9 protein-coding genes and 1 pseudogene are annotated in these 7,660 nt (G+C 37.2%); 2 read left to right on the top strand and 8 right to left on the bottom strand.

What is annotated here, in order from left to right:
• Positions 1 to 60: 60 nt before the first annotated feature.
• Complete coding sequence (locus D7V32_RS16255) at positions 61 to 336, bottom strand: DUF6966 domain-containing protein (RefSeq protein ID WP_004967304.1); 276 nt, start codon at positions 334 to 336, stop codon at positions 61 to 63.
• A gap of 200 nt (positions 337 to 536) precedes the next feature.
• On the opposite strand from D7V32_RS16255, the gene D7V32_RS16260 reads away from it, so the two are divergent.
• Entirely contained in the window at positions 537 to 1,148 is a 612-nt protein-coding gene (locus tag D7V32_RS16260) for a recombinase family protein (RefSeq protein WP_015060246.1), read from the top strand.
• A 189-nt stretch (positions 1,149 to 1,337) separates the two neighbouring features.
• Here D7V32_RS16260 and D7V32_RS16265 read toward each other — a convergent pair whose 3' ends face one another.
• The 5 genes from D7V32_RS16265 to D7V32_RS16285 form a co-directional block, all read right to left on the bottom strand.
• Positions 1,338 to 2,222 carry an Mph(E) family macrolide 2'-phosphotransferase gene (locus tag D7V32_RS16265; protein WP_000155092.1) on the bottom strand — a complete coding sequence of 295 codons (885 nt, stop codon included), beginning with the start codon at positions 2,220 to 2,222 and terminating at the stop codon, positions 1,338 to 1,340.
• A 55-nt stretch (positions 2,223 to 2,277) separates the two neighbouring features.
• Positions 2,278 to 3,753, bottom strand: coding sequence for an ABC-F type ribosomal protection protein Msr(E) (gene msr(E), locus D7V32_RS16270; protein WP_000052512.1), 1,476 nt, complete (start codon positions 3,751 to 3,753; stop codon positions 2,278 to 2,280).
• Positions 3,754 to 4,245: 492 nt separating this feature from the next.
• Positions 4,246 to 4,518, bottom strand: a complete 273-nt coding sequence (gene nadS / locus D7V32_RS16275; protein ID WP_000369781.1) for a NadS family protein — start codon at positions 4,516 to 4,518, stop codon at positions 4,246 to 4,248.
• A complete protein-coding gene (locus D7V32_RS16280) occupies positions 4,511 to 4,831 on the bottom strand; it encodes a type II toxin-antitoxin system RelE/ParE family toxin (protein WP_000897307.1) in 321 nt (106 codons plus the stop codon). The genes nadS and D7V32_RS16280 overlap by 8 nt, the downstream gene beginning before the upstream one ends.
• Positions 4,832 to 4,989: 158 nt before the next feature.
• Complete coding sequence (locus D7V32_RS16285; protein WP_004787586.1) at positions 4,990 to 5,631, bottom strand: TetR/AcrR family transcriptional regulator C-terminal domain-containing protein; 642 nt, start codon at positions 5,629 to 5,631, stop codon at positions 4,990 to 4,992.
• A gap of 65 nt (positions 5,632 to 5,696) precedes the next feature.
• Between D7V32_RS16285 and tet(39) the strand changes: the two genes are divergently transcribed.
• Positions 5,697 to 6,884: a tetracycline efflux MFS transporter Tet(39) gene (gene tet(39) / locus D7V32_RS16290; RefSeq protein ID WP_087551687.1), complete on the top strand. Its 1,188-nt coding sequence runs from the start codon at positions 5,697 to 5,699 to the stop codon at positions 6,882 to 6,884.
• Between the two features lie 229 nt (positions 6,885 to 7,113).
• Here the strand turns inward: tet(39) and D7V32_RS16295 are convergent.
• Both D7V32_RS16295 and D7V32_RS16300 read right to left on the bottom strand, forming a co-directional pair.
• A pseudogene (locus D7V32_RS16295) lies at positions 7,114 to 7,197 on the bottom strand (plasmid replication DNA-binding protein); the annotation flags it as partial.
• A 73-nt stretch (positions 7,198 to 7,270) separates the two neighbouring features.
• Positions 7,271 to 7,660 (bottom strand): hypothetical protein (locus tag D7V32_RS16300; RefSeq protein ID WP_120403850.1); only part of this gene is annotated, 390 nt, incomplete at its 5' end.

The raw sequence follows: 7,660 nt of genomic DNA on the forward strand, positions 1-7,660 counted from the left end.
ACTCCCATTTTTAGATTCGTATAATCGCCATTATGTTAAATTAGCGATATTAAGAATAATTTAGCTTTCGCAAAAAACATATAATTTACTTCTTAAGTAATCCAAACGATTGTTTTCTTTGATAAGTGGATCACCATTGCGATATAAAACGATATCATCCATTGATCCCATTCCTCCAATGGTACTTTGTATTTTATATTTTGCGTATTCTAGATCATCATCAATATAGAACAGTATTCTTTTATACATTTCTGCCCAATGTTCTAAATTCTGTTCTTCAAACAATTCTATTAGTTCTTGAATTGTTGATTTTAAATCTTCAATTTTATTTTTCATAAAAGTATTTTTTAAGATTCTCTAAAATTAACATAATACACGTTATACGAATTCCCAAGGCATGGCTTTTAGTCATGCTTTTTTTATCAAAAGACTATACCTGAATGATAGCGAGCCAAATCGCATACAATATCTATCATTAGACTTAATGCAATAATTAAATGATAGTATTATCATTAATCTAATAGAATTAAGATTAAATGATAGAAATGAATACACGTATTTATCTACGAGCTTCAACTAAAGATCAAGATGCAGAAAGGGCTTTGCAGATTCTTCAGGATCTAAACCAAAACTTGAATTTGGGTGAAACCATTGTGTACGTGGAAAACTATAGTGGTACGAAGTTAGACCGACCTGAATTGAATAAGCTACTGTCAGAAGCAAATCAAGGTGACACATTGTTAGTTGAAAGTATTGACCGCTTATCACGCCTAACCCAACGAGATTTTCAAGAGCTGAAGCGCAGGATCCAGGAGAAGGGACTTCGTTTAGTCGTAGCAGATCTTCCTACTACCTACCAAATGATTCAAACCAGTGACAGCATTACTCATTCAATCTTGGAACTCATCAACAATATGTTGATTGATCTTCTGGCAACAATGGCCCGCCTAGACAATGAGAAACGTATAGAACGTATTAAGCAGGGCCTGGCACGTTCGGGTTACAAACCAACAGGCAAGAAGGCAAATGAGGCTAAACATAAACGAATAAAAGAATTGCTAGTAGTTGGCAATATGACTAAGGAAGAAATTGCCAAAGCAGTGAATTGTGGAGTTGCAACTGTCTATCGAGTTGCTAAAGTTATCTAAAAGAGGCTTATCTCAACGCGCCCCCAATGGGGCACCGCTGCATTCAGGTTACTTCACATAAGAAATTTTATGTTAAATGATTGTTAGAAATGCCCCTTGATCGAGGCATTTTCTATAAAGAATACTAAAAACTAATTAAAGCCAACCAAGTTTCAAAACAAGGCAGTTCTCAGCAATCATATTTTTAAATTATATAACTCCCAACTGAGCTTTTGCTCCAACGATAAGGCTTTCATTTTGAGTTTCTAAGGCAAATAAACCATACATCAAAGGAGAGGCCGCTGCTCTTTCTAAAGTCTGTTCATATAGTTTATTCCAAACTTTACCCCCTAGTTTTTCATACTCGATGATTAGAGTTTTGAGGCTTTCTTCTCCAAACAAAGTTACATGCCCAGCAAAATCAATCGCTGGGTCATCTATATGGGCTGTTGACCAATCAATAACGCCTGAAACAGCTCCATCCTTTGAAGCTAGTACATGCCCAGCATATAAATCGCCATGTATAAATTGGGTGAAATCTGCCCATAGAACATCATTATCCAACCATTTTCTGTAGCGGGTTTCCAATTGCTCACTTATACCAATTTCAGATTTTACTAACTGCAAATTGTTTGCTATTTCAGGTCTTAAATCTGAAGGTTTCATAATTTTCAAATCATTTTCCCGAACTTCTTTTTCAGGAATACTATGGATTTCAAATAAGGTTTTTGCCAAAGATGTTATGTATTTCGGGCTATCTTTGTCCATATTCCAAATTATTTCATAGGTTTCAGCATCCAAATTTAAAACAGGATTATCTTTAAGTATGGGATAAGCCACTAATTCTGTAGATGAAATTCTCCAATCAGGAACCTCTACAGAAAGATGTTTTTTTACCAATTCTAAAATGCGTTTTTCTTTCTTGATTTGTTCCCTCATGCCATCACGACGAGGAATACGCAGCAACCATTGTTGCCCCTTTGTATCAAGAGCAAAAACGACCTTAAAATCAATGCCCATTTCATTGAAATTCATTTTGTCCGTAAGCAACAAGCCGTGTGCTTCAGCAAGTGATTGAATATCTTGAATTGTCATTTTTAATTTCCTTTAAAGAGTTCAATAATTAATGTTCGGATTAGATTGGCTATCATTAACAATCTCTCTCAAAAGTCTTGATGATTTTGTGGTCTTTGATCTCGTAGATAATGTCAGCAATATTATCGACCAATTGCTTGTCATGAGATACGAAGATAATAGTTCCTGCATAGGACTTCATCATTGTTTCTAATGCGGCAATACTTTTTAGGTCAAGATAGTTTCCTGGTTCATCCATAAGCAAAATATTATATTTTCCTAAAAGCATTTTGGATAAAAGCAGTTTGATGATTTCACCTCCCGATAAGTCGGATAAGTTTTTTTGAATATCATTCGCTCCGATCCCCATTGAAGCCAATACTGCACGAATTTCCGCAACTGTGTACTCGCACTCTTCCTGCATAAAGGAGAGCACAGATTTATGCGTGTTAAATTTATATCCTGTTTGTGTAAAGTAGCCAATTTCAGCTTTTGGAGATATGGTTAATCCATCAGCACGTTCTGATATCATTTTTAACAAGGACGTTTTCCCTGTTCCATTCGATCCAGTTATAGCGACTTTAGCGCCAAGCGGTATTATAAAGTTAGCGTCATCAAAGATAGTACGGCTACCAAATTTTAAGCTCAGACCATCTGCCGTAATCGGGAACTTATTGTGCAGTTCTAGGGCTGAACTTTGACGAAAACGAATAGAACGCAAATGCTCTGGTGCTTGAATATCTTCTAATGCAGCCAAACGCTTTTCCATACTCTTAGCTGCCTGATACAGTTTTCTTTGCTTGGTGCCAGTCATTTTTGCATGCCCAAGTCGTCCAGCACTTTCGGTAGAGTTTTTGGATTTTTCTCCTTTTTTCTTATTGTCTAATCGATTAGCTTGCTGGCGTTTTTCTTGCACAGCAGATTCTAATCGCTCCCGTTCCTTCATCATCAGCTCATATTCTACGGCTTGGTGTTGTCGCTCTTCTTCTTTTTGACGCAAGTAATCCGAGTAACCACCCCAATATTCCGTAATTTTACCGTCTTTTAACTCCCATATCTTGTCTACAACCATATCAAGAAAATATCGGTCATGACTGATAACAAGTAATGCTCCATCAAATGCTTTAAGTTGACCAATAAGTAGATCTATTCCATTGAGATCAAGGTGGCTGGTTGGTTCATCCGCTAGAATGCCATGTACTTGTTGGGAAAATGCGGCAGCAATTTTTGCACGAGTTTCCTCTCCGCCACTCATTGTGTCGTTTTGTACATTGGAAACACCAAGGCGAGATAACATTGCCCGGTCTTCGACCGTTTCTATTTCGATTCCGCCCAGTTGGCTGATATGTGCAAAATCACCAAAACGCTGTAATGTCGCTTCGGCTAAAACAATTTCGCCATTAAGTACTTTGAGTAAACTACTCTTTCCTGCTCCGTTATCACCCACAAGACCAATACGGTCATAAGAGTGAATTTCCAATTCATCAATATCCAAAACATCACGCCCAGCATAATCCAAGCGTATGTTTCTCGCTTTAATAATTAAACTCATTTTTATTTACTCCTGTTTAGCTCTTGAAATTTTTTATGCAGCAAACAGGATTTAGGTGAAAACAAAAGCTAGCATCACAGTGTCCTCCCAAAAAAAAAGCTATTCATCCACAGGGTGGACAAATAGCTAGTCAATTAAGTTATAACTGGAAACTATGCACTAAAAGCATACTTATAAATTAAGCATACTTTTACTTTATATATCCGCATATATTCTTAAAGACACAACAAAAGCCCACCATTATAAAATAGTGTCACTATGCAAATAGTTGTGTCTTAACGAATGCGGATAGAATGCATAAACTTACCTAAAAAATAAAATTCAGTTTTATGATAACTTTACTGTTAAAAGAAGTCTAGACAACCTTGTTTTATGCTTGGATATAAGGCTTATTTTAAAATAATAGTAGTGAAGATTTTCTAAAATTAACATAATACACCTTATACGAAATAAAAATGGGAGCCTTAAGCTCCCATTTTTTAAGTAATTTTTTCAAATAAGGCTTGGGTGAGCATCTAAAATTCGAATCAATGTAGCTGCTGGTCCAGTTGGATAGCGTCGTCCCTGTTCCCAATTTTGCAGGGTACGGGGGCTAATATGTAGACGTGCAGCAAATTCATTTTGGCTCAAGCCAGTTTTTTCACGTACTTCTTTAATATCAGGCAATTCGAGTTCTGTAACTCGGCTTGCTTTAACTTCTTTACGTTTGATAGCTCCAGCTTCTTTGATTGAAGCAACCAAGTCATCAAATAAGTTGTTATCCATGAAATTGCTCCTTCACGAGTTGGTGCAGAATGGCGGTTTCCTTATCTGTTAAATTATCTTTTACTGATTTTGGATAAGCCACTAAGAAAAAGATCTGATCATCCTCGGTGACCCAATAATAAATCACCCGTATCCCACCACTTTTCCCTTTGTTACCTTGAGCACAACGTACTTTGCGAATACCACCGCCATTCTTGATTAGGTCACCTCTATCAGGCTGTACCAAAAGATCTTGCTGAAGTTGACGATATTCCTCATCAGATACAAGGTCTTTAATTTGCTTGGTAAAGATGCTGGTTTCAATAAATAACATGGACTCTTTATACGTCAATGGCGTATTTGAATTTTAGCAGTTTCCATAACAAAAAACGAGAGCTGGTAGATCTCGTTTCGCATAACAGCCATTATGTTAAATAATTAAGGATAAAAGCTTTATTACTAAATAGAACAGTTGCTTAAAGCAGTATAGAGTTAAGTTTGCATTTTAATATCAAGTTGTCTTTCAGCACCGATAATCACCATACGAATCCCATTTTCAAAAATGTCATCCGCATTCATATTTTGTAAGGTATTCACTCCTTGGAGCATGAGTGGATATATAGTTGGATCGGCTTCGAATGGTGGGTCTGATCTTATTTCTTCTTGCTGCTCCTCAAGGACCCACCCAACAATAAACCTTCCTAATGTCATAAGTAATGCAACTGCTTCAACAGGAGAAAACCCAGCATGAGATAACAGCGCAACTTGGGCCTCAATCGTGTTGAAATGTCCTTGACTGGGGCTAGTTCTTGCATGTAGACGAGCACCATCACGGTAAGCTAGTAGTGCTCGACGAAAGCTTACAGAATTAGCGAGCAACCAATCTTGCCATGTCATCCCATCGATGGGTAAAGAAACTAAATGGTGTTCATTTATAATGGTTTCCGCCATTGCTTCCATTAACAAGGATTTATTCTTGAAATGCCAATATAGAGTTGGAGATTTAATACCCAATCGTTGAGCTAGCTTGCGTGTGGTTATTGAATCTATGCCTTCTTCATTCAACATATCCAATGCGGTACGCAGGACTATTTCACGTGTCAGACGTTGAGGTGCAATATCTTTTTTACTCATAAATCTATCACTGATAGGGAGTGTGTGAGAGAATATTAATTCTATCATTGCTAGAGAAGGCATTTGTGAAGAAATCATTGAGCGTGATTTTAATCACTATATTTCTGGATGCTGTTGGGATTGGTTTAATTATGCCGATCTTGCCTGAATTATTACGGTCATTGGCTGGAGCTGAAGCAGGCGGTGTTCACTATGGTGCTTTATTAGCTGTGTATGCTCTGATGCAGTTCATTTTTGCACCTATCCTTGGAGCGTTGAGTGACCGATTTGGACGTCGACCTGTATTAATTATTTCAATTGCTGGTGCAACGGCTGATTATCTCCTAATGGCTGCTGCTCCTTCTCTATTGTGGCTATATATTGGTCGTATTTTTGCGGGAATTACAGGTGCCAACATGGCTGTTGCAACAGCTTATGTTTCAGATATTACTCCAGCCCATGAGCGTGCAAAAAGGTTTGGTCTCCTTGGAGCTGTCTTTGGTATTGGGTTTATAGCGGGTCCGGTAATAGGTGGAGTTTTGGGTGAATGGAACTTACATGCACCGTTCTTTGCTGCTGCTTTTATGAATGGGATTCTTTTAATAATGACAGCAGTCTTATTAAAAGAATCAAAACACAGCAATAAAATGACTGAGAAGGTTCAGGAGCAATCAATATTAAAGAAATTATCCTATTTGATCACTCAACCTAATATGGCTCCATTGCTTGGTATCTTTTTAATTATCACATTGGTTTCACAAGTCCCCGCAACTTTATGGGTTATCTATGGGCAGGATCGTTATGGCTGGAGTATATTTATTGCAGGTGTTTCCCTTGCTAGTTATGGAATATGCCATTCTATTGCACAGGCTTTTGCTATCGCCCCTATGGTAAAGAGGTTTGGAGAGAAAAATACGTTGTTATGTGGAATAGCTTGCGATGCAATTGGTTTACTTCTTTTATCTATTGCTGTTGAAGAATGGGTGCCTTTTGCGTTGTTACCATTGTTTGCCCTTGGTGGAGTAGCCGTTCCTGCTTTGCAAGCAATGATGTCCAGAGGTATTAGTGATGAAAGACAAGGTGAATTACAAGGGCTATTAAGCAGTTTTAATAGTCTGGGGGCTATAATTGGTCCTGTATTAGTTACTAGCCTCTATTTTATGACTCAGGCATCAGCTCCTGGAATGGTATGGGCATTAGCTGCAATACTTTATGTAATCACCCTACCCTTATTGCTTAAGTATCGCCTGAATAAATATTCTGGAGTTCCATAAAATATTTAATTTATTGGTTTAAAAACTAATGGATTCTATAGTTTATCTAAAATTAACATAATACACCTTATACGAAATGCATTATAATTCCACTTAGAAATCAATGCTGTAGTTTCTAGTTGATAGCCCATCTTCCCCAAGGTGGGTTTTTTTTATGATTTTTCACGTTCCACGCCTATTCTTTGACCAGTGTTTCACGACTTTGTTCATATTAGTTAAACAATCGTGGTTAATCATAGGGTCTAAAAAAACGGCTCCAAAAGCCCCTTTTTTCTAGTTCAGGCTCTACATGCTCTGGTACTGGAATACGCTTTAAATAGTGACCTACATATAATCCCCGATAACAAGGGATTGCAGTTTTCCTTTTATACAATTGCGTTGATTTTTTAATCATCTTTATAAGATAAAATTAAATCCATTAGCTCATCTTCAGAAGCATTGCAAAACTTACGAATACGTTCAGCAACAACAAAAGATGGTGTATAGCCTTCATCTGCATAATTATCCTGCTCAAACAGAACTTGAGCCATACCATTGGGTAAATTTAACCCTTCTTGAATAGCATTATAAGAATCTGTATTAGGATTTCCTTTCCATTTAATAATAGCCATTGTGTATGGAGTACTTAAAGGATTACTTAGGTGCTCTTTGGTAATATCTAATTTATCCATATAAAAGCCAGCATCTTTCCAACTTGGTAACGTTGTAGCCCAACCAATAGGGCAAGCAACCGTATTATCATCTGTTAACAGCTGTTCATCACTAACATAGCCAAC

Origin of the sequence: Acinetobacter tianfuensis (assembly GCF_003611465.1) — a bacterium.
Classification (GTDB): Bacteria; Pseudomonadota; Gammaproteobacteria; order Pseudomonadales; family Moraxellaceae; genus Acinetobacter; species Acinetobacter tianfuensis.

Excerpts from the sequence above, each read along its gene's own strand:
- D7V32_RS16255 (WP_004967304.1), bottom strand. The coding sequence starts at position 336 with ATGAAAAATAAAATTGAAGATTTAAAATCAACAATTCAAGAACTAATA.
- D7V32_RS16260 (WP_015060246.1), top strand. The coding sequence starts at position 537 with ATGATAGAAATGAATACACGTATTTATCTACGAGCTTCAACTAAAGAT.
- D7V32_RS16265 (WP_000155092.1), bottom strand. The coding sequence starts at position 2,222 with ATGACAATTCAAGATATTCAATCACTTGCTGAAGCACACGGCTTGTTG.
- nadS (WP_000369781.1), bottom strand. The coding sequence starts at position 4,518 with ATGGATAACAACTTATTTGATGACTTGGTTGCTTCAATCAAAGAAGCT.
- D7V32_RS16280 (WP_000897307.1), bottom strand. The coding sequence starts at position 4,831 with ATGTTATTTATTGAAACCAGCATCTTTACCAAGCAAATTAAAGACCTT.
- D7V32_RS16285 (WP_004787586.1), bottom strand. The coding sequence starts at position 5,631 with ATGAGTAAAAAAGATATTGCACCTCAACGTCTGACACGTGAAATAGTC.